Source organism: Runella sp. MFBS21 (assembly GCF_029433105.1).
Classification (GTDB): domain Bacteria; phylum Bacteroidota; class Bacteroidia; order Cytophagales; family Spirosomataceae; genus Runella.
The window spans coordinates 170,891-190,604 of the sequence record NZ_JARNTW010000009.1; the positions used below are offsets into that span (position 1 = coordinate 170,891).

At 40.4% G+C, this 19,714-nt stretch carries 23 protein-coding genes; 16 read left to right on the forward strand and 7 right to left on the reverse strand.

The window, feature by feature from the left end; genetic code table 11:
- Nucleotides 1–99 precede the first annotated feature (99 nt).
- The gene (locus P1X15_RS18415; RefSeq protein WP_277339603.1) at nt 100–1,740 is read right to left on the reverse strand and encodes an ABC-F family ATP-binding cassette domain-containing protein; all 1,641 of its coding nucleotides are present in this window, start codon (nt 1,738–1,740) and stop codon (nt 100–102) included.
- Nucleotides 1,741–1,945: 205 nt separating this feature from the next.
- On the opposite strand from P1X15_RS18415, the gene P1X15_RS18420 reads away from it, so the two are divergent.
- The 6 genes from P1X15_RS18420 (at nt 1,946) to P1X15_RS18445 (ending at nt 6,102) form a co-directional block, all read left to right on the forward strand.
- Entirely contained in the window at nt 1,946–2,440 is a 495-nt protein-coding gene (locus tag P1X15_RS18420; RefSeq protein WP_277339604.1) for a hypothetical protein, read from the forward strand.
- A gap of 12 nt (nt 2,441–2,452) precedes the next feature.
- On the forward strand, nt 2,453–3,079 hold the full coding sequence (locus P1X15_RS18425; RefSeq protein ID WP_277339605.1) for a hypothetical protein: 627 nt from the start codon (nt 2,453–2,455) through the stop codon (nt 3,077–3,079).
- Between the two features lie 9 nt (nt 3,080–3,088).
- The gene (locus P1X15_RS18430) at nt 3,089–3,886 is read left to right on the forward strand and encodes a sensor histidine kinase (protein ID WP_277339606.1); all 798 of its coding nucleotides are present in this window, start codon (nt 3,089–3,091) and stop codon (nt 3,884–3,886) included.
- A gap of 324 nt (nt 3,887–4,210) precedes the next feature.
- Entirely contained in the window at nt 4,211–4,852 is a 642-nt protein-coding gene (locus tag P1X15_RS18435; protein WP_277339607.1) for a histidine kinase, read from the forward strand.
- A 58-nt stretch (nt 4,853–4,910) separates the two neighbouring features.
- Nucleotides 4,911–5,558, forward strand: coding sequence for a response regulator transcription factor (locus P1X15_RS18440; RefSeq protein WP_277339608.1), 648 nt, complete (start codon nt 4,911–4,913; stop codon nt 5,556–5,558).
- Nucleotides 5,559–5,796: 238 nt separating this feature from the next.
- Nucleotides 5,797–6,102: a hypothetical protein gene (locus P1X15_RS18445; RefSeq protein ID WP_277339609.1), complete on the forward strand. Its 306-nt coding sequence runs from the start codon at nt 5,797–5,799 to the stop codon at nt 6,100–6,102.
- 278 nt (nt 6,103–6,380) lie between these two features.
- Here P1X15_RS18445 and P1X15_RS18450 read toward each other — a convergent pair whose 3' ends face one another.
- Entirely contained in the window at nt 6,381–8,132 is a 1,752-nt protein-coding gene (locus P1X15_RS18450; RefSeq protein WP_277339610.1) for a DNA polymerase/3'-5' exonuclease PolX, read from the reverse strand.
- Nucleotides 8,133–8,448: 316 nt separating this feature from the next.
- On the opposite strand from P1X15_RS18450, the gene P1X15_RS18455 reads away from it, so the two are divergent.
- From P1X15_RS18455 to P1X15_RS18465, 3 genes are all read left to right on the forward strand, one after another.
- Nucleotides 8,449–9,399 carry a hypothetical protein gene (locus tag P1X15_RS18455; RefSeq protein ID WP_277339611.1) on the forward strand — a complete coding sequence of 317 codons (951 nt, stop codon included), beginning with the start codon at nt 8,449–8,451 and terminating at the stop codon, nt 9,397–9,399.
- A 155-nt stretch (nt 9,400–9,554) separates the two neighbouring features.
- On the forward strand, nt 9,555–9,827 hold the full coding sequence (locus tag P1X15_RS18460) for a 2TM domain-containing protein (protein ID WP_277339612.1): 273 nt from the start codon (nt 9,555–9,557) through the stop codon (nt 9,825–9,827).
- A gap of 14 nt (nt 9,828–9,841) precedes the next feature.
- Nucleotides 9,842–10,126, forward strand: a complete 285-nt coding sequence (locus P1X15_RS18465) for a 2TM domain-containing protein (protein WP_277339613.1) — start codon at nt 9,842–9,844, stop codon at nt 10,124–10,126.
- A gap of 22 nt (nt 10,127–10,148) precedes the next feature.
- Here the strand turns inward: P1X15_RS18465 and ung are convergent, their stop codons facing one another.
- Nucleotides 10,149–10,814: a uracil-DNA glycosylase gene (gene ung, locus P1X15_RS18470; RefSeq protein ID WP_277339614.1), complete on the reverse strand. Its 666-nt coding sequence runs from the start codon at nt 10,812–10,814 to the stop codon at nt 10,149–10,151.
- Nucleotides 10,815–10,900: 86 nt separating this feature from the next.
- Here ung and apaG point away from each other — a divergent pair, with 86 nt between their 5' ends.
- The 3 genes from apaG to P1X15_RS18485 all read left to right on the forward strand — a co-directional run bounded on the left by apaG (nt 10,901) and on the right by P1X15_RS18485 (nt 12,674).
- Nucleotides 10,901–11,287, forward strand: coding sequence for a Co2+/Mg2+ efflux protein ApaG (gene apaG, locus P1X15_RS18475; protein WP_028665846.1), 387 nt, complete (start codon nt 10,901–10,903; stop codon nt 11,285–11,287).
- A gap of 90 nt (nt 11,288–11,377) precedes the next feature.
- Nucleotides 11,378–12,139, forward strand: coding sequence for an O-methyltransferase (locus P1X15_RS18480; protein ID WP_277339615.1), 762 nt, complete (start codon nt 11,378–11,380; stop codon nt 12,137–12,139).
- A gap of 94 nt (nt 12,140–12,233) precedes the next feature.
- Nucleotides 12,234–12,674 (forward strand): MarR family winged helix-turn-helix transcriptional regulator, encoded by a 441-nt coding sequence (locus P1X15_RS18485; protein WP_277339616.1) that lies wholly within the window; start codon nt 12,234–12,236, stop codon nt 12,672–12,674.
- Here P1X15_RS18485 and P1X15_RS18490 read toward each other — a convergent pair.
- Nucleotides 12,671–13,783: an MFS transporter gene (locus tag P1X15_RS18490; protein ID WP_277339617.1), complete on the reverse strand. Its 1,113-nt coding sequence runs from the start codon at nt 13,781–13,783 to the stop codon at nt 12,671–12,673. The genes P1X15_RS18485 and P1X15_RS18490 overlap by 4 nt on opposite strands.
- 53 nt (nt 13,784–13,836) lie before the next feature.
- Nucleotides 13,837–14,742 carry a methionyl-tRNA formyltransferase gene (gene fmt, locus P1X15_RS18495; protein WP_409049694.1) on the reverse strand — a complete coding sequence of 302 codons (906 nt, stop codon included), beginning with the start codon at nt 14,740–14,742 and terminating at the stop codon, nt 13,837–13,839.
- A 286-nt stretch (nt 14,743–15,028) separates the two neighbouring features.
- Between fmt and greA the strand changes: the two genes are divergently transcribed.
- Together greA and P1X15_RS18505 are read left to right on the forward strand one after the other, a co-directional pair.
- Nucleotides 15,029–15,502: a transcription elongation factor GreA gene (gene greA / locus P1X15_RS18500; RefSeq protein WP_277339619.1), complete on the forward strand. Its 474-nt coding sequence runs from the start codon at nt 15,029–15,031 to the stop codon at nt 15,500–15,502.
- A 385-nt stretch (nt 15,503–15,887) separates the two neighbouring features.
- A complete protein-coding gene (locus tag P1X15_RS18505; protein ID WP_277339620.1) occupies nt 15,888–16,241 on the forward strand; it encodes a hypothetical protein in 354 nt (117 codons plus the stop codon).
- Nucleotides 16,242–16,305: 64 nt separating this feature from the next.
- On the opposite strand, the gene ychF is transcribed toward P1X15_RS18505, so the two are convergent.
- Nucleotides 16,306–17,403, reverse strand: coding sequence for a redox-regulated ATPase YchF (gene ychF, locus P1X15_RS18510; protein WP_277339621.1), 1,098 nt, complete (start codon nt 17,401–17,403; stop codon nt 16,306–16,308).
- A 193-nt stretch (nt 17,404–17,596) separates the two neighbouring features.
- A complete protein-coding gene (locus P1X15_RS18515; RefSeq protein ID WP_028665839.1) occupies nt 17,597–17,917 on the reverse strand; it encodes a DUF3276 family protein in 321 nt (106 codons plus the stop codon).
- 267 nt (nt 17,918–18,184) lie between these two features.
- On the opposite strand from P1X15_RS18515, the gene P1X15_RS18520 reads away from it, so the two are divergent.
- Together P1X15_RS18520 and P1X15_RS18525 are read left to right on the forward strand one after the other, a co-directional pair.
- Nucleotides 18,185–18,631: a septal ring lytic transglycosylase RlpA family protein gene (locus P1X15_RS18520; protein WP_028665838.1), complete on the forward strand. Its 447-nt coding sequence runs from the start codon at nt 18,185–18,187 to the stop codon at nt 18,629–18,631.
- A gap of 69 nt (nt 18,632–18,700) precedes the next feature.
- A complete protein-coding gene (locus P1X15_RS18525; protein WP_277339622.1) occupies nt 18,701–19,615 on the forward strand; it encodes a DUF58 domain-containing protein in 915 nt (304 codons plus the stop codon).
- The last annotated feature ends 99 nt before the right edge of the window (nt 19,616–19,714 follow it).

Below are 19,714 nucleotides of genomic sequence, written 5' to 3' on the forward strand. Positions count from 1 at the left end.
ATACTGCCTAAATGAATAGAATGAAAATCTAAATAATTAGCTCAAAGAAGTAGCGAAGAGTAGTTTGGGCAACAGCATAGCCATCATAGACTTGCTCACTTATTTGGCTTTTCGCTCAATTTCCCGAAGATTCTCCATTTTTTTGTTGCGCAAAAATCCATTGATGTCTTCGAGGTGTTCTTTTACACGCTGATTCCCAAATTCAAAGACTTTTTCGGCCAGCCCGTCAAGGAAGTCGCGGTCGTGCGAAATCAAGATGATAGTACCGTCAAAAGCCTTGAGCGCATCTTTTAAAATATCTTTGGTTTTGAGGTCGAGGTGGTTGGTAGGCTCATCCAAAATAAGTAGGTTGACGGGTTCGAGCAGCAGTTTAATCATTGCCAAACGCGTACGTTCGCCACCCGATAGTACATTTACTTTTTTGTTGATGCTTTCACCGCTAAACATAAACGCCCCCAAAATATCCTTGATTTTGGTACGAATCTCGCCCACGGCGATGTTGTCGATGGTTTGAAAAACACTTAGTTCGCCGTCTAGGAGTGAAGCTTGGTTTTGGGCAAAATACCCAATCATCGAATTATGACCGAGTTTCATGCCGCCTTGATAATCGATTTCGCCCATGATGGCTTTGACAAGCGTCGATTTTCCTTCACCGTTTTTACCCACAAAAGCCACTTTTTGGCCGCGTTCGATAGTGATACTCACGTCTTTGAACACCAAGTGGTCGCCATATGACTTGCTCAGTTGTTCCACAATCACGGGATAATTGCCCGAACGAGGCGCTGGTGGGAATTTCAGATTCAGGGCCGAAGTATCCACTTCATCTACTTCTACGATTTCCAGTTTCTCCAGCATTTTGACCCGCGATTGCACCTGCAACGTCTTCGAATAAGTACCCTTGAAACGTTCGATAAATTCGGTCGTTTCGGCAATCATTTTTTGTTGGTCGTTGTACTGCTTTTGCTGCTGCTCAAGGCGCTCTTTGCGGAGCTGTAAATAATGGGAATAGTTTACCTTATAATCATAGATACGCCCCATGGTGATTTCGATGGTGCGGTTGGTGATATTGTCCACAAAAGCGCGGTCGTGGGAGATAACAATCACCGACTTGGCGGTATTGACCAAAAACTCTTCAAGCCACTGAATTGATTCAATGTCGAGGTGGTTGGTAGGCTCATCGAGCAAAATCAAGTCTGGAGTTTTCAGGAGAATCTTGGCTAGCTCAATCCGCATCCGCCAGCCTCCGCTAAACTCACTGGTTTTGCGGGCAAAATCGGTTCGCAAAAAGCCCAATCCCAGCAGTGTTTTTTCTACTTCTGCATCGTAGTTGACTTCTTCGTTGGAGTAAAACTTTTCGCTTAGTTCTGATACCCGCTCGATAATCGCCATGTATTCGTCCGATTCGTAGTCGGTACGGGTTTCGAGCTGATGATTGAGGGCATCAAGTTCGGTTTTCATCTCCTGGGCTTCAGCAAAAGCCTTGGAGGTTTCCTCAAATACCGTCGAATCATCTTTGGTCAGCAAATGCTGTGGAAGGTACGCAATGACGGCATCATTGGGAGCGGAGATTTTGCCACGTGTGGGCTTGTCGGCACCGGCGATGATTTTGAGCAAGGTGGATTTTCCTGCGCCATTTTTGCCCATAAGGGCGATTCTATCTTTTTCGTTGATGTTGAAAGTGACATCGCTAAACAGCGCCCTTCCCCCAAACTCTACGGTTACGTTATCTACAGAAATCATTAAGCAAGGTTATAATGAAGTGCAAAGATAAGGGGAAGGAGGGGCAATAATATCTATTATAATAATGATTTTTATTGAAAAACGGGATTTTTCCCCTACAATTAGGGGGGAAATACTCTAGTTGAAATATTTTTTGTTTAAGATATTTGTACTTCTATTTAAATAGAATATCTTTCAATTTATTAATCTAAATCTCTTTACTCTTATGGAATTAAACCTAATACAGTTAATCGAAGATTTACAAGAGGCTAAGCATTTACTTGCTCATTCATTTGTCGAAAATGAACGTTTGCAGGGAAGTATTGACGAAAGTATAGCTATTCTTCAAGAATTAGATTTGTTTTACTTTAGCTCTAAGCAAAAAGCTAGATCTATCGACATTGGGCTGGAAAAAGCACTAGAACTAAGAGCACTTTTTAAGGACAAATTTGGCACTCTTTCTAAAATTTTTCCAACTTCTTTTGCTATTGATGTAACGGATATTAATACTCTTTTAAGTTTGAATGGCGGGGAGGGCAGGCTAAGAATGTATCCAGTATACGAAGAACGCGTTGTTAATAGATCGGGCAGTCCAATTTTAAACAAATTTAGCTGGGCATTTGTGGCTGAAAATAAAAATAAGGAAATTATTACTACATCAGTAATTGATGTTTTAGAGCCTTGCCCTCCTGATTGCCCTGCTATTGACGTTTTAGCCTAATATTTAATATATATGGTAATCTATCGTATTGTATACTATATTATTATTGGGATAGGAATTATCACAGGACTTTATCGCTTTTTGAAATTGAATAAAAGTAGTAAAGTCCTTTGGTATTTACTTATAATGACGATATTTACAGAGCTATTGGCACTTTACGCAGGGAAGAAGTGGCGTAATAATTGGGCTATTTATGAAGTTTATCAATTGTTAAAGTATATATTAATTGTTTTTGTTTATTCACAAGAATTGCCACATTTTAGGAAATGGATACTATATAGTGCTGTAATTGTTGTTTCTGTTTTCGTAATAGAAATCTCCTATTATCAACAAAAATATGCTTTTATTTGTCAGACGATAGAAGGGGTATTTATTGTTTTATGGATGCTGATATTTTTTCGAGAGTTATTGAGAAGCAATACAGAGAACCCTTTTGTTAGTTATCCACTTTTTTGGATAAGTGTAGGTTATTTGATTTTTGAGGTGTCAGTGCTTTTTAATTTTAGTGCATTTAATTTTATTTTAAAATATGGGAAAGAATATTTGCCTATTCTAAAAAATATTAGAATAGCGGCTAATTATGCCTTATACAGTATGTATATCGTAGCTTTTATGACAAAGCAAAATAGTCTAAAATAGTGCTTTATAATGCATCCTGAAATTATTATATCATTTATTGCTTTTTCAATAGTATTTCTTCTTTTAGTAGGTTTTGTTGTTACTTTCGGATTGCTTTTCCAACGCCGCCAAACCCAAAACCGCCAAGAAAAAGCCGCCCTTCACGCCCAGTACCAGCAAGAAATCCTCCAAGCGCAGATTGAAATCCAGAATCAGACCCTAGCCCATGTGGGTAAAGAACTTCATGACAATATCGGTCAACTCCTCTCGGTGGCGCGGCTCCAACTCAATATCCTAGAATCAGAAGAAACACCTACACTTACTCAAGTAAAAGAAGTAAACGACGTAATAGCGCAGACTATTGATGAGCTACGCGCCCTCAGCAAAAGCCTTGACGGTGATTTTGTCAAAGATTTTGGCTTGGTCGAAAGCCTTTCGCATGAACTAGGAAGGATTCGGCAAACGGGGAAATATCACACCGAAATCATCCACCAAGGGGAGCCTTATCGCTTAGAAGGTAAAAAAGAAATGGTGATTTTTAGGGTAGTGCAAGAAATACTGAATAATATCCTCAAACATGCTGCCGCCAAAAATATCAAAGTACTGCTCCAATATCAGCCTGAAACGTTTGTGCTCATTGTACAGGACGACGGTCGGGGATTTGACAAAGCCCAAGTGCTAGACAAAACCTTGGAGGTGTCAGGTGCGGGTTTGCGCAATATACAACGCCGTACGGAGCTGCTAGGCGGCAATTGCCTGATTGAATCTACACCGGGACTAGGTACCAAAGTACAGTTGGTGCTGCCTTCTTCCAAACCAATACCGTAAAAATCCCCTGCTAAAAGGGGAGATTTCCCCTTGTGATTCAATGGGCTGTATTCTATTTTCGCTGTACCTAAAAAAGCTAGCTACTTTCACCTTTCTAGGGGCATTGTTTTGGCCACACCATTTTTTTGCATTTTACAAATTTCGCTAGTTTTTGAGTGTTTTGAAGTGCCCACTATCCGTTCATAATTTTAATTGATTTTTTCGTTATCAACACCCCAAAGAAAAGCGGTGGCTCATGCTACTTGGCTTTATTGTAGTATTTTATTAATATTGAAATACATTGTGAGACAGCAACTAAATCGTCGGCCGAAGAATATTATTCTGATGAACAATTTCCAGCAGGAAGTACTAGAGGCGCAAGTGGAAATACAAAAACAGGCCTTTGAGCGTGTAGGCGCAGAACTCTACGACAATATCGGGCAGATGTTGTCGGTGGCTAAGTTGTATTTATACGCACTTGAAGACAGTCCACTTGATGACCAACAGCAAACCTATGTAAAACAAACCAACGACATTGTAGGACAGTCGATTACAGATTTGAGATCATTGATTAGAAATTTGGAGTCTTACTTGGTTCAAGATTTTGATTTAAGTAGTAGCCTGGCATTAGAAATACAGCGCATCCGCAAAATAGACCGAAAAGAGATAGAATTGGTGGTCAAAGGAACTGTTTATTCTTTAGGGTATGATAAAGAAATTGTACTTTTTAGGAGTATTCAGCAATTGCTATTTATGGTTTGTGCCGCTTGTGAATTCGCTCCATTGGCGATTTTATTACATTATAAGCCAGCCAAGCTTGAGATTAGTATACAAGCTCAGCTTTGTGAAGGTGCGCAAATAGAAAATTCAAAAGAGTGGAGTCACATTCAAGAACGTTTGGGATTGATTGAGGGGGGATGTAAGTTCGAAAATGTTGACGCTAAATCAGCTCTATTAGAGATGAAGGTCTCGGTAGATGTTCTATAAAATCAACGAAGAAACAACTCATAACCATCAAAAAGCTATACTACACCCTTTACTCCTTATGAAAACCACTCTTGCTATTGTAGACGACCACGAACTAATGGCCAAAGCGCTATCGGGATTGATACAAAAATACGAGGACTATGATGTAATGTATGAAGTGACCAACGGTCGCGAATTGCTCAATCGTATCAAACTCAGAATGATACCAGAAATAGTGTTATTGGATATTAGCATGCCCGAAATGGACGGTTTTGAAACGGCTCTTTGGCTCAAAAACAATCATCCAGAAGTGCGAGTATTGGCACTTTCCATGAATGATAAGGAAGAATCAATCGTGGGGATGCTGCGCAATGGAGCGCGGGGCTATCTTTTGAAAGGCTGTAAACCCTTCGAACTCAAACAAGCATTGGATGCTATAGTTCAAAAAGGGTATTACTATACCGAATTTGTGACGGGACAATTGATTAAAAACTTAAATCCTGAACAAAACAGCAGCCCCGCAGCTAGCTTGGGTCTCAACGACCGTGAAATGGAGTTTATTAAGTGGGCCTGTAGTGAACTTACCTACCAAGAAATTGCGGATAAAATGTGTGTAAGTCCCCGCACGGTAGATGGCTATCGAGAGGCGGTATTTCAAAAAATGGGTGTGAAAAGTCGCGTAGGAATGGTGATAGTTGCAATACGCCTCAAATTGGTGGATTTGTAAAATAACCCTATTTTTTGTAAATTCGTAAAGTGAAAAAAAGAAGGAAAATAGAACTTGATTTTTTTTGATAAACTGACTAACTCAATTGAAAACCTTGTAACAGGCGAAGTTTTTGATACAGAAATTATCAGATTAACAGCTGTTGATGTTAAGCAGATCAAGAAAACAGAATGGCAATTCAATTGGCAGAAAGAACTCAAAGACAAAAGCAAAGAAGTTTACAACAGTTAACAATCCAATGATTATTCAAGGACTGTTAAGTATTGAAGATAAGAAAGATCATATTTTCATGCATTTGATTGAAAGCTCAAAGTTCAACAAAGGAAACAGAAAAGTTTATTTGGGCGTTCCAGCTAACTTGGTGGCTTATGCTTGTAAAGTTTCTGTTGACAAGGGTTACGAAGGCTTTCTTGCGTTTGATGCAAAATCTGTTTTAATCAAACATTACGAACAAACGCTTCATGCGACCCATTTTCGTGGACTTAGAATGTTTATTGAGACAAAGGCTGCATTAAGACTTATATCACAATATTTTAAAAGTTAGAGATATGGGACTAATAAAAGAACAGAAAGATATAGATTTATCAACTAAATCTGAACCATGGACAGAGCAAGAACTTGCTGACTTTCGGAAGCTAATGCAAGACATAAAAGCTAAAAATGCAAAGCGTAAAGAACGAATCCTACGGACAAACGCTAAACAGGAACAACTTGCCTGACAAAAAGAAAGGCAAAGGTATTTCTATAAATGCTTAACTGTAATGCTCAAAGCTAAACCTTTTGTTGTTTATCTATTTGATTAGTAAATGCATAGATAAAAGATTATTTTTTTCTTTGTTGAAAATAGCTTTCGATTTCGGTCAGTGAAAGGGCATTAAAAGTCATTGCCTTGGTCAGCCCTCCTTTGCGTGCTACTCCTACGCCATAGTGCATATCATAATACCCTTCTTTTTCGTGGGCATCAGGGTTGATACTCAGCATGACGCCTTTTTCCATACAATAACGTATCCAGCGCCAATCTAAATCCAACCGCCAAGGACTCGCATTGATTTCAATCACTACGCCGTATTGGGCACAGGCGTCGATGATTGTTTTGTGGTCGATAGGATAACCCTCTCGAGCTAGCAAGAGCCGCCCAGTAGGATGCCCCAAAATAGTGGTAAAGGGATTTTCGATAGCGGTAAGCAAGCGGCTTGTGGCTTTTTCGATACCCATATTGAGATTGCTATGTACCGAGGCCACTACATAGTCGAAGGTAGCAAGGATTTCTGAAGGATAATCGAGCGAACCATCTCCCAAAATATCCGATTCTATTCCTTTAAAAATCTTGAAAGGTGCAAGTGTTTGGTTGAGTTGGTCTATTTCTTCGTGTTGGATTCGGATGCGGTCTTCGCGTAGGCCATTGGCATAAGCCGCTGATTGAGAGTGGTCGGCAATACCTAAATACTCAAAACCAAGTTCTTTACAAAATCTTGCCATGGTTTCGAGGCTGTGTTTGCCGTCAGAGTAGGTACTATGGTTGTGCAAAATACCTTTCAAATCATTCCACGTAATAAGGTCGTCATTTTGATGTTGGGCGAGCCATTCTAATTCACCCCAGCCTTCGCGCATTTCGGGTACTACATAGGGTAGGTTGGCTTTTTGGTAAATCACCTCCACATTTTCTACGCTATCGCTATTGGCTATTTGGAAGAGTGTATGACCTGAAGAGGTGACAAGTGCCAAATGTGCTTCGCTACTTTCAAAAATAAAACGGTCGTTTTCAAATTTCTCAGGAGCTGTAAATATAATTTCAACGTGAGCCTCAATAGTCTTTTTTACTTCGATTTCTTCGCCCTGTGGGGGAAGTTCGTCAGTAGAGGCTGTGCGGTCTCGTAAGCTGCCTCGCCATACAAAAGGAGAAGATTCTTTAGGATGCTGCACCAGCCATCCAAGTTGGTTGATAGTACGCGCAGCAGCTACGGGCGACTCCGTCGCTACCAGCAGCTGAATGGTTTCGACAATTTCGTTTTTGCGGGCTACATCTCCCGTAATCGCCACTTTACTAAAATGTTTTTGCAATTCTTCTAAAACGATAGCCGCCAATGCTTCTCCTTTATCCATACGGAGCTTACCAGCTTGGCTTTCCATGAAGGCTAATGAATCCAATATTTTTTGCTGCGTACCTGCCCCAAATCCTTTTAGCTTGGCGATTTGGCCATTTTCACAAGCTTCTTTTAGGGCTTGAATAGACTCAATCCCCAAGTCGCGCCAAATGGTTCCAATTTTTTTTGGGCCAATGCCCTTAATTTTGAACATCTCAAGTACGCCTGTGGGGGTTTGGGCAATCAATTCATCTAACTCTGGCAAATGGCCTGTTTGTACCAATTGCACAATCTTCTGAGCCATGCTTTTGCCGACTCCTTGGATTTTTACCAACTCTTCAACTGGTAACTCAGCCAAATTGGCGGTTTTGAAGCGATCTAAATTGAAAGTGGCATTGGCAAGAGTGCGAGTTTTGAAAGTATCAGTATTATGAAGCTCCATAAGCTTCACGGTGAGTTCAAGGATTTCGACTATTTGGTCGTTTGACATGGCTTCTGACTCAAGTTATGATGGAAATAGCCGTGAAGTTACGTTACAAAAGTTTGCGTTTAAAATCTTTCGACAAGCTTATATCAAAAAAGCAGTGAGTTAAGCCATGGTAAGCAAACCCTAATTATACTAAATGAGATGGTGTTTGCTCGTTTTGGGAAAAAAGCTCTACATATTTATTGCTGACTCACTCCAAAATCACGGTGGAATAACTTTTTTTGAATAATGGCAGAACCATCCTAATTGATAATTTATACATGACTCATTGCTTTACTTTCTATTTAACTCATGTTTCACTAATCAAACAATTACAATTATGGAAAGCAACCAGCAAAACAAGGGCACATTCGCTTGGGTAGGATTGGTTATTATGACGTTGGCCGCGGGGGCTTTTGGCTTTATGTATTTCGATAAGAAAGAGCTAGCTGAGAGCAAAGAGGTAGTCATTTTGGAAAAAGCAAAAGAACTTGCTTTTACACAAACCAGATTAGATTCTGTCTCACGTTCTCTAGACGCTAAAATTGCAGAAGTTCAGCAACTAGGCGGTAACATCGAAGAGTTGACTAAGATGAAAGCCAAACTTGAAGCAGACAAAGCCTCTTTGCGCAAAAGTAATAAGTTTGAAATCGCCAAATACAACACAAAAATTAAAGAATATGAGCAGTTTTTGGCTGATAAAGACGTAGAAATTGCCAAGCTAAGAGAAGAAAACACGATGTTGGCTACTTCAAATCAAACTTTGACCAGCGAGAATACTACCCTAAAAACTGAGAAAGAGACATTGTCGCAAGAAAAACTTGCTTTAACCGATTCCGTAACGACTTATAATAGTCGTAACCGTGAATTGAGTGAAAAAGTGGCCATTGGAGCTGCTCTAAAAGCTGAAAACATTAAGGTTTTGGCCGTGACTCCTAAAGGCAAAGTGAAAAACAGTGATTCTTATCGTTCGAAAAGAGTAGATAAAATCAAATTGCAGTTTACGCTTCCCCCAAATCCACTCACTGTACCTGAAGAAAAAGAAATCATTGTTAGAGTTCTTGATCCAGAAGGAGCTGTTATTTCGGATGAAGCCATGGGCTCTGGTAAATTCTCATGGAAAGGACAAGAAATGGTGTTTACTACCAAAGATCGGGTAGCTTATCAAAACACCAACCAGACCGTAGAAATGACTTATGACAATGCTCAACGCTTCCGTCCTGGCAAATATAGCGTAGAAGTATATGCAGAAGGATTCCGGATTGGTTCAAGCAACTTCACCATTAAGTAGATAAAGTTGACTCTCCGATTTGGGGGATTCATCTATCAAAAAACGAACTCTATCAAAATGCGGTTGGGCATCCCCCAGCCGCATTTTATTTTTGAATCATCAAACAACAGCCTCCTTAATTGAATCACAACAAAACCCTAAACTATCTTACTCACATGGAAACACCACGCGATCCCCAGCTTTGGAAAATGGCCAAAAAAAGAGCCGCTTTCAAGACGCATTTACTCATTTATCTGTTAGTCAATACAGGGCTCTGGACACTCTGGGCCGTAGGCGTATACATGAGAGGCCAAAGCTCATATCCTTGGCCTATTTGGAGCTCGTTGGGGTGGGGAATCGGGCTAGTGTCTCACTACCTCAGTACTTACGCTCTCAACGAAAAAGAGATGATAGAGCGAGAATATCAGAAATTACTTAACAAACAATAAACCTAGGCACAAATATGGACTCTCGGGACGAAAAACTGTGGAAAATAGCCCGCCGTCGAGCGCATTTTCAGCGTGATTTGGTGTCTTATTTGTTTACAAATGCTATTTTGATTGTGATTTGGTATCTCACTAGTGGTTCTCATAGTTATTTTTGGCCAATCTGGGTTTTGGCTTTTTGGGGCATAGGAATACTGACTCAATACTACTGGGCCTATATTAAACCAAGCGATTTGAATCTGGCCGAAAGAGAATACCAAAAGCTAGTGAACCAACAAACCAGAGAACGAAATGGTCAGTAATGCTTCTTATTTCTCCAGGTTTTTACCATTCAATTTCGCTTAAGCCTTTGCTTCTTAGATAATTGTTGGTTTGACTAAAGTGTTTGTTACCAAACCAACCTCCAGCATTGGCCGACATAGGGGAGGGGTGCTTTGATTTTAAAACAAAGTGCTTTTTGGGATCTATGATGCGGCCTTTGTCTTGGGCATATTTTCCCCACAACAAAAAGACCAAACCTTCTTTTTTGTCATTTAATCGTTGAATGACCGCATCCGTAAATCGCTCCCAGCCGTGGCCTTGGTGTGAGCCGGGACTTGCTTCTCTCACAGTAAGGGTTGCGTTCAATAAAAGCACTCCTTGTTCGGCCCAGCGTTCAAGATTACCAGTTTTAGGAAAAGGTTTTTCAAGGTCATTCTGAATTTCTTTAAAAATATTGATAAGCGACGGCGGCATCGGGATACCATCGTTTACCGAAAAACACAAGCCATTGGCTTGACCGCGTCCATGATAGGGATCTTGGCCTAGTATTACCACTTTTACTTTATCAAAAGGACACTTGTCAAAGGCATTGAAGATAAGCTTCCCGGGAGGGTAAACCTGCTGAGTCTTATATTGTTGTTTGACAAAATCGATAAGTTCAGCAAAATAAGGCTGTTCAAATTCGGTTTGTAGCAGGGCTTTCCAAGAAGTTTCAATTTTAACGTCCATTTTTTCTATTTTTTGCGAAAAGTATTGGTTTTTTTAACTTATACAACCTAATTTTGGTTGTAAAGTTAGGAAAAGCCTTAGAAAACATGACATCAGCGATTACAGAAGGCGTAAGAGTAAGCGTATTAACGCAATATCAGCCCGAATATTCGAGCCCGATGCAGGCCCATTTTGTATTCACTTACCGTATCACCATCGAAAACCACAGCGAGCACACGATTCAGTTGTTGCGGCGGCATTGGTTTATTCATGATTCCAATGGCACTATGAGGGAAGTAGAAGGAGAAGGGGTTGTAGGTCAGCAGCCAATTCTGGAACCAGGCGAGGTGCATGAGTACGTATCGGGTTGTAATCTTCGAACTAGCATAGGAAAAATGGCAGGAACCTATCTCATGGAGCGAGTGATGGATGGTAAGCAGTTTAGAGTCACTATTCCTGAGTTTATGATGATTACGCCTTACCGTCTCAACTAAAATCCTTTCTTATTCATTTGTTATTGATCTTCCATTTTGCTTATTAGGTCTGCCTTCCGCTATTTTCTGAGTGCCCAAAACGAGCACGGTTTGCATTCTCCTTTTGTGTTCGATTTGTATCTGAATACTATCAAAAAAGATCCAATTAATGCCGAGTTTGAAGTGATTGAGTCGATTCGGCAGCAGATGCTTCAAAGCCGACAGCAGCTTCGTATTACTGATTATGGGGCTGGGTCTAAAGTCAATGTTTCGCCTATTAGGGAGGTAAGAGATATCGCCCAAAACTCCAAAAAATCGGCCAAATTAGGACGCTTGTTTTATCGACTAATAAAGCAATTTAACTACCAGCACATTTTTGATTTAGGTACGTCGTTAGGGTTAACTACGCTTTACATGGCAGCCGCTAATACTGATGCTCAGATTACTACATTTGAAGGCTGCCCCGAAACGGCAAAAGTAGCAGAACAAAATTTTCAGCGAGCACAAGAGACTTATCGGGCCATGAATCATGATATAGCCACGGATATTAGGACCATTACTGGAAATCTTGATTTATCACTTAGATCACAGGTGGAGGGTTGTTCTAAAATAGATTTCGCATTTTTTGATGCCAACCACCGCTATGAGCCTACAATAAAATACTTTGAAACCTGCCTCACCAAAGCACACGAAAATAGTCTGTTTGTTTTTGATGATATTCACTGGTCTACCGAAATGGAAGCGGCTTGGGAATACATCAAAGCTCATCCTTCGGTTACGGTCACTATCGACCTACTAGCGGTGGGTTTGGTTTTTTTTCGAAAAAAACAACCAAAACAAAATTTCATTTTGCGATGGGGATTTTGGCAATAGGTTTTGTTGCTTTTAAAAATCCTACGTTATTTTGTAAAACAATTATTAGCAGGCTAAAGCTTGCCATACAGCGACCCACATATTTACTAAACCAATGACACATCCTTCCGACTCTCGGGCATATTTTTTTAAGATTGATACTACTATCAAGAAAATCCGAAACGTTTTACAAAAGCGTTTCAATGAATCTGGCTTTGACTTAACGGTAGATCAATGGGTGCTTATTGACCATGTGGCTCGCAATCAGGGTATTAGTCAGAATACACTCGCAGAGCTTACTACCAAAGATGCACCTACTGTAACTCGTATTTTGGATTTACTGGTTAAAAAAGGCCTTGTTGAGCGCCGCATGTCGGAAGAAGACAGGCGTAAGTTTAATATTTACCTTCAGCCAGAAGGAGTTAAAACTTTTGAGACGGTATTGCCAGTAGTAAAAGAAATCCGCCGACAAGGCTGGGGCAGCCTCAATGAAGAAGACTACGCCCACTTTGTCAGAATTATGGATTCTATTTATCAAAACTTTAGTGAATACTAGGTGATTTTTCGGCTCAGTAGTAGCATCACGCTAAACAACCCTACCACAAAAAAAAGCGCAAACCGCAATCCTTGCCAATCTGCTAAAAAACCAATAACAGGCGGGCCAAACAAAAATCCAAAATAACCTAATGTAGTAACCATCGCTAGTCCTACTCCATTGGGAAGAGAAGGGTGATGACCTGCTTGACTATATACTACTGGGATGATAGTCGAAAGCCCTAATCCCACCGCAAAAAGCCCTACAATAACCCCCCAAACGGACGAAAATGCTAAGGCTACTATGAGTCCTAAGGTAGCAAGGAGGGAATTGAAAAAAATGAGTTTTCGATCGCCTAACCAAGTGCGTACTTTATCTCCGCCAAACCTACCGAGTGTCATGGCTGCTGAGAAGGACGACAAGCCTAAAGGAGCTAAAGCGTCGGTAGTATTGATGACGTTTTTGAGGTAGTTTGTACTCCAATCGGCCATGGCTCCTTCGCCCAGCATGGCACAAAAAGCAATAATTCCCATCAATAGGAGTGCCTTGCCGGGCCATACGAGTTTAAAACCTTCATCCGTAGGCTCAGCAGCATCTTTGACTAAATAAGGAATACACGCTATAGTGAGTATTAGACAGGCACCAGAGACAATAAAAAAATGCGAATAAATGTCGTATTGTACAAAGAATGAGCTTGTAAGGGCTCCTAACATCATCCCAATGCTAAAAATAGCATGAAACGACGACATCATAGGTTGAGTGGCACGTTGTTCTAAAGCCACTGCTTGAGCATTCATAGCTACATCTAATGCTCCCGTAAAAAAACCAACGATATAAAAGAAAATACTGAGTTGCCAAGTATTTTGGGCTAAGGGAAATAGAAACAATGTTCCACAAAACAATAATGCCGAGAGTGTAGTCGAAAATTTACTACCTCGTTGAGCCACGAGCCATCCTGTCAGGGGCATAGAAGTCAAAGACCCAATAGCGACACATAACAGTACAAGGCCTAGGGTGCTATTGGAAAGGTCAAATTGAGCTTGGATATGCGGCAGGCGGGTGCTCCAATTGGTATAAATATAACCACACACCAAAAAAATCAGACTAATTGCTAATCGGTGACGTATCATAGGTGATAATGAAAAAATGGAAACTGCATAATTGAGGGTAAATATACTTAGAGTTAGTGACTAGAAGGGAGCTTGGCACCGCGTAAAAACTCCTCAATACCCATTCTTTTTTTACCCTCAAGTTGTAAATCTTCAATGGCTAGCCAGCCGTCGGAGGTTTTGAAATGAAGAAAAGTCTTGTGGTCGGTTTTCCACGGGAGTTCAGAAGGCTCTGTAGATATCTCAGCCACAGTAGCTCGAAAAATCTTGCAAGTTTTACCATTGAGGTAAGTCCATGCCGCTGGATAAGGCGACAGCCCTCTGATAAAATTGCGGATAGCTTCAGTAGGTTGGTTCCAGTTGATTTCGCAGGTTTCTTTAAATATTTTAGGTGCATTTTTAATAACCTCTGAGTGAGGTTGGGGAATTTGGGGATAATCTCCCTCTTCGATGGCTTGCACGGTGCGTACTACCAACTCCCCGCCTTTGCGCATGAGTCGCTCGTAGAGCGTCCCCACATTGTCGTCAGGATGAATAGGCTCAATTTCTTGGAAAATGATTTTGCCAGTGTCAATCTCATGTTCAAGAAAAAAAGTAGTAACACCAGTTTGAGTTTCACCATTGATAATAGCCCAATTGATAGGGGCGGCCCCTCGGTATTGTGGGAGAAGTGATGCATGCAAATTGAAAGTGCCTTTGGTGGGCATATTCCACACTACCTCAGGTAGCATTCTGAATGCCACTACTACCTGCAAGTCAGCTTTATAACTTTTTAGTTCCTCCAAAAATTGAGGGTTTTTTAGGCGTTCGGGTTGGAGTATTGGAATCCCTTGTGAAAGGGCATAAGCCTTGACAGGTGAGGGAGTGAGTTGGAGGCCACGTCCAGCGGGTTTGTCGGGAGCAGTCACTACTGCTACTACATGGTAGCCCTTTTCAATAAGTTTTTGCAAGCTCTCGACAGCAAATTCGGGAGTCCCCATGAAAATAATTCTGAGTTTTGTCATGTTTATTAGATTATCGGGATGTTTTTTTGGACGTAACCGTTACGAGTATTGATTTCGATTGCAAATATTGCTATTTTTGTCTTTCAAATTTCGACCATGAACCGACACACAGAATACTTTTCGGTCTTAAGGAAGAAGTGACAGATTCTACAATCACTTTGGTAGAGCGGTCATTTCACCGTTCTTTTTTTTTGCCCTAAAGTGAAGAAAATATTGCTACTATTACATAAAACCATTAACAATTAACGTATAAGAAAGCAAAATGGCTAAGATACAGTACTACACCGAAGAAGGTCTGAACAAGCTTAAGGCTGAGTTGCAAGACTTAAAAACGCGAGGACGTCAGGAGATAGCAAGGGCAATAGCTGAAGCTCGCGATAAAGGTGATTTAAGCGAAAATGCTGAATATGATGCGGCCAAAGAAGCCCAAGGGTTGCATGAGGCAAAAATTGCGAAATTAGAGGAGATTTTGGGAAATGCACGAGTACTAGATGAGACATCAATAGACCTATCGCAAGTGTCGATTCTTTCAAAAGTAAAAATCAAAAACCGCAAAAATAATGCGGTAATGTCTTATATGTTGGTAGCAGAAGAAGAAGCCGACCTTAAACAAGGAAAGATTTCGGTAGGGTCTCCTATCGGAAAAGGTTTGCTCGGAAAAAAAGTAGGAGATGCCGCCCAAATCCAAGTTCCGGCGGGAATTATGGAGTTTGAGGTATTAGAAATCTCACGCTAAGATTAGATATATTTTGCAAAAAGTGGGTAGCTTCTTGGTTGAGGCTACCCACTTTTTATTTCATACTAAAATTGTTTTTATACGATAATTAGTTCTAAAAATGAGGAAGTGGAATGATTTTTTGGTGGATAAAGATTAAACACTATGCTGACGAGACCAATTATTTGTTATTGAAGGGCTTTTTGCTTAAACTTACTTTAAATGCAAACTATTGAACTGCTTCGAATAGTTAAATTTTTTATAAAAAAAATTATGAATTTTGATTTTAGATTGCAATTATTGTTAAAATTTTAGCGTTTTAAGTATAAATGCTAAGTATTCCAAAATCAGAACACTAGAAAAAATGAACTATCAACCAACTATATTTCTCACACCCCATCTTTATATGACCAACGAGGAGGTGGCCATAGTAGATGGGTTAATAGACCATGATGAAATGCCTCGTCAGTTTGATACCGACCGGGTTATATCGTATTTTGAGGGTCAAAATTTCTGCCTTGTGCTATATTTCTCTAATCAAAATGATAGAGGATTTCAGAAATATGTAGTCAACGATTTTTCGGTGAATATCGAAGAAATGTATATGCTCTCCAATTCTTTCAGTAAAATGATTGAACAAGGCTATAGCATTCATTTATTGAGTCAAGCCAAAAATCGTGTCGACCATGTCATTCACATGGCTGGAACATTCCGAGCTTTGTTTGGCAAAAAACAACCCGACGAAATGGCCCAGTGGTAAACGCAATAAAGGCTCAAAAATCTAAATTTTTGAGCCTTTATTGTAAATATTAATCTTAGTAGATTTAGACGTTGAAACGGAAGTGCATGATATCCCCGTCTTGGACTACGTATTCTTTTCCTTCTACCGAAATCTTCCCTGCTTCACGACAACCCGCTTCTGTTTTGTACTGAGCATAGTCGGTGAGCTTAATCACTTCTGCCCGAATAAATCCTCTTTCAAAATCGGTGTGAATGACCCCCGCCGCTTGTGGGGCTTTCCAGCCACGTTGGATTGTCCAAGCACGTACTTCTTTGACACCCGCCGTGAAGTAAGTAATCAAATTGAGAATGGCGTAAGAAGCTTTAATGAGTTTGTTGAGGCCAGACTCACTCAAACCATATTCCCCCAAAAACAAGGATCTTTCGTCGGGGTCTTCCATTTCGGCAATTTGAGATTCTATCGCCGCACACAATACGATTACTTGGGCACTTTCTTCGGCTATGGCAGCTTTGAGCTGCTCTACGTACTCATTTCCGGTGAGGATAGAATTTTCGTCGACATTGGCCACATAAATCACCGGTTTTATAGTGAGTAGTTGGAGGTCGGCGATGGTAGCTTTTTCTTCTTCCGAGAGTCCTACAGCTCTTACACTTTTGCCCTGTAGTAAGGCGCTCTTGACCCGATTCAGAATATCTAATTCGACTTTGGCTTTGGCATCGCCTACTCGTGCTGCTTTTTCGACACGGCTAAACTTCTTTTCGATAGATTCTAAATCTTTCAATTGAAGTTCCAAATCGATGATTTCTTTGTCACTTACAGGATTGACACGTCCTTCGACGTGAACGATGTTGTCGTCCGAGAAGCAGCGTACTACATGTATAATAGCATCTACCTCACGAATATTCGCTAAAAATTGATTACCTAGTCCTTGACCTTTGCTGGCACCTCTCACCAGCCCTGCGATATCTACGATTTCGACGATAGTAGGAACCAGTTTTTGAGGTTTTACTAAGCCCTCTAGTACCTGTAAGCGTTCGTCGGGCACCTCTACTACGCCTACGTTGGGTTCGATGGTGCAAAAGGGGTAATTGGCGGCCTCGGCTTTGGCACTAGATAAAGCACTAAAAAGGGTGGATTTGCCGACGTTGGGCAATCCCACAATACCACATTGAAGAGACATTTCTGGATTTAATAGTTTGGAATTTGAGGTTTATACAGATACCTCAAAAGAGTTATGGATGATTTTGATGAAGCAAGGTTGAGTATTGCTTCATCAAAACGCCCGCGAAATTACGATTTTTAGAGATAGCTACAAAATCGAAAGGCCTCTAGTAAGAACTAGAGGCAAGATATATAATTTAATAACCTAGGGATTATTCCCACTTCAAATCGCTCCCAGTGTAATCTTCTTCTTCGCGAACGGCATACTGAGAAAAGTCAACATGAGGCATCAACTCTGATTTGATGTGATCTACAGTTTCTTGGAGAGCATCTACAAACTTGTCAAAATCCTCTTTATAAAGAAACATCTTATGCTTTTCGTAAGCAAATCCGTCTCCTTGAGGAAAACGACGACTCTCTGTGATGGTTAGGTAGTAATCATTAGAACGTGTCGAACGCACATCAAAAAAGTAGGTTCTTTTGCCGGCTTTTACGCGCTTAGAGTAGATTTTTTCTCTGTCTTTATCTTCCACTATCCTTATAAGGTTTTAGGTGTATCCAAACGCTAAAGTACGGGTTTTGTTGCTTGCTATCAAAATTTTCTTAAAATAAAGTTATGGGTTTTTACGTTATTACTTTTACGCCTTTAAAAGCAAATTTGTAAAAAACATAGATTGTATAACTTTTTTGCTTAATTTTCAGCCCCAATTCCAAAAAGGGGTTGCATTTTTTTGAGTAGGCTTCGAGGGAAAAGCTCAGTGGGAAGACCATTAATTGTAGAATTAAACCCGAAAAAACCTATGTATTCGACTACATTTTACGTACTTTTATTGTTGTCGTTTTTGGGAAATAATCCAGCTTCGGCACAATTATTGGGTAAAGAAGAGCAAGGAACAGCATCTTTTTATGCCCAAATGTTTAATGGACGCAAGACCTCCTGCGGCGAAAAATTTAATCATAAAGAATTAACAGCTGCACATCGGTCGCTTCCTTTCAATACCATGATAGAAGTTACAAATCTATCAAACAATCGCTCGGTGATAGTACGAGTCAACGATCGAGGGCCTTATCATCATACAAGGCTGATTGATTTGACCCGTGCCGCTGCCGAACATATCGGTATCCTCAGGTCTGGAATCGCCAACATTAAATTGAGGGTAGTGGGTATGGAAGGCATGGTTTTGTTAGGCAAAAACGAAATCATCACTGATACGGGCGATATTATAGAAAAGGTGTTTTCGCATTAATAATCCTCCAACTAAATCGTTAATCAAAAAACGACTTAGTATTGCACCTTTCAACCTTAACATCTCATCATGAGCACCCGTAATTTAGACATCGCAAGCGTAAGACAATACGGAAATTTAGAGTTTTTGGCTCGACAGCTTGTCGAGGGTTTTATTACGGGGCTTCACAAATCCCCTTTTCATGGGTTTTCGGTAGAGTTTGCAGAGCATCGCCTGTACAATACTGGCGAAACTACCCGGCACATTGATTGGAAGGTATTTGCCAAAAGCGATCGCCTTTTTGTAAAACGCTACGAAGAAGAAACCAACTTGCGGTGTCATTTGCTAGTGGATACCTCCTCTTCGATGTATTATCCAGAGCCCAATCACGATAAAATCACCTTCAGCGTGATGGCTGCGGCGGGGATTGCCAATTTGTTGCAGAGGCAAAAAGATGCCGTCAGTCTCACTACTTTTTCGGAAGGAGTGGAGGTGCAAACCCCTGTCAAATCTACCCCATCGCATGTGCACAAAATATTTTTGGAGCTAGAACAAGTGCTTCAAAAACCTAAAACGCCACGTAAAACCACCGTAGCTGACGTACTGCACGAAATTGCCGAAAAAATCCATAAGCGCTCATTGGTAGTTATTTTTAGTGATATGTTTGAAGATGTCAATCAAGCTGACAAAATCTTTTCGGCGATGCAACATTTAAGACATAATCTCCACGAAGTACTTTTGTTTCATGTGACCGACCGCCGTACCGAAGAAGAGTTTGCTTTTGATGATCGTCCCTATGAATTTATTGATTTGGAATCGGGCGAACGGGTAAAGATTCAGCCCGGACAAGTCAAAAGACAGTACCAAGAAGCCGTCAAGAAGTATTATCAAGAGCTACGCCTCAAGTGTGGTCAGTATAAAATTGATTTTATTGAAGCTGATGTAGCCAAAGGCTATGATCAGATTTTATCTGCTTACTTAGTGAAGCGCAACAAAATGAGATAATGAGAAAATAGGCAGGAAATAAAAAGAGTTTGTATTTACCTTTAAATAAGAGAATATTGATTCTGTGATTAATAAAACTAGGATGTCTACCAATAGTTT